The 1336-nt window shown below is 61.4% G+C and carries 2 protein-coding genes; both read right to left on the bottom strand.

Features of this window, described 5'->3' with window-relative positions:
- Positions 1–862, bottom strand: an 862-nt coding sequence (locus tag A1351_RS04055; protein ID WP_245291569.1) for a condensation domain-containing protein, incomplete at its 3' end; no start/stop codon positions are given.
- A gap of 265 nt (positions 863–1127) precedes the next feature.
- Positions 1128–1336, bottom strand: a 209-nt coding sequence (locus A1351_RS04050; RefSeq protein ID WP_157096087.1) for a phosphopantetheine-binding protein, incomplete at its 5' end; no start/stop codon positions are given.

Here is a 1336-nt window from a genome sequence, read left to right as displayed (position 1 = left end):
GGAAGGTCTCGAACGATGGATCGTCGCCGAGCTGTGTGCGAAGAACCAAGGCGTTGGCGAAAAATCCGAGCAGGTTTTCCAGTTCCGATCGCGTACGGAACGCGATAGTCGTTCCGACCGCGAGGTCGCTCTGGCCGGTGTAATGGAACAGGAGCGCCTTGAATGTCGCGAGCAAGACGACGAACAACGTGGTGTCGTTGCCGCGGGCCAAATTCGTAAATCCATCGCGCAGGCTCTCCGACAAACGCCATGAATGGGTCGAGCCGCGATGAGCTTGTTTCGCCGCGCGCGGCCGATCGGTCGGCAAAGCCGACAAATCCGGCAGGCCTTCGAGGCGCTTTTTCCAATAAGCGATTTGCTCGGAGCCGCTCTCGCTCTCCATCGTCCGCCGATGCCAATAAGCGAAATCGCCATATTGAATCGGCAGCGGCGCCAACGGACTGGGCGAATGAGACAGCGTCGCCGTGTAGAGTTGGCCGATCTCCCGGATCAGCAGCCCGCTCGACCACCCATCCCAGACGATGTGATGCACTGTCAGGAGGAGCGCATGGCGCGCCGGGCCGAGCTTCAACAGCGTCACCCGAAGGAGCGGCGGACGCGCGAGATCAAACGGCTGGTGCGCTTCCACGCCGGCTCGCGCTCGAACTTCACTTTCTTGCGACGCAGGATCGATGTCCTGAAGGTCGACATGCCCGATCGCCAGATCGACATGCGGCGATATGATCTGGACTGGCGCGCCGTTCTTGCTCTCGAAGCCGGAGCGTAGAACGTCATGGCGGCGGATCACCTCGTTCAGACTGGCTTCGAGCGCTCGCGCATCGAGGAGCCCGTCGAACCAAGCCAGCAGCGGAATATGGTACAACGCGGCGTTCGACGTCACCTGGCATTGGAACCAGATGCGTTCCTGGCCGAACGACAGCGGATTTTGTGACGGCGGGCGAACAGATATTTCGTTGCGCGCGACGTTGGGGCGACGTCCCCGCAGCTTTATTTCGAGGAGCTCCCGCTTGGCTGGGGACAATCGTCCCTTTCTATCCTCGCCGGCGATGGGGGTCGCGCTCATTTCTTCCACACTCCAGTCGTGGGCGATTGCTTCGACTCGGCGAAGCGACAGTCGTTTTGCGAGACTATTCCGCCATCTGCTCACGGAGGCTCGCGGCCTCCTCGTCGCTGACGGCCTCGAGGGTCGCGATCAGCGACTCCTCGATCTGTTCCGCGAGCGCGGCGATCGTCGTGGCTTCGAATAAATCGCGAAGCGGAATCTCGACGTCGAACGCCGCTCTTATTCTCGATCGCACCTGGATGGCGAGAAGCGAGTGGCCGCCGAGCTCGAAGA

The organism is Methylosinus sp. R-45379 (assembly GCF_001644125.1).
Classification (GTDB): Bacteria; Pseudomonadota; Alphaproteobacteria; order Rhizobiales; family Beijerinckiaceae; genus Methylosinus.
Note: the sequence above shows the minus strand (reverse complement) of the source record. Positions and strands in the feature narration are given on the sequence as shown.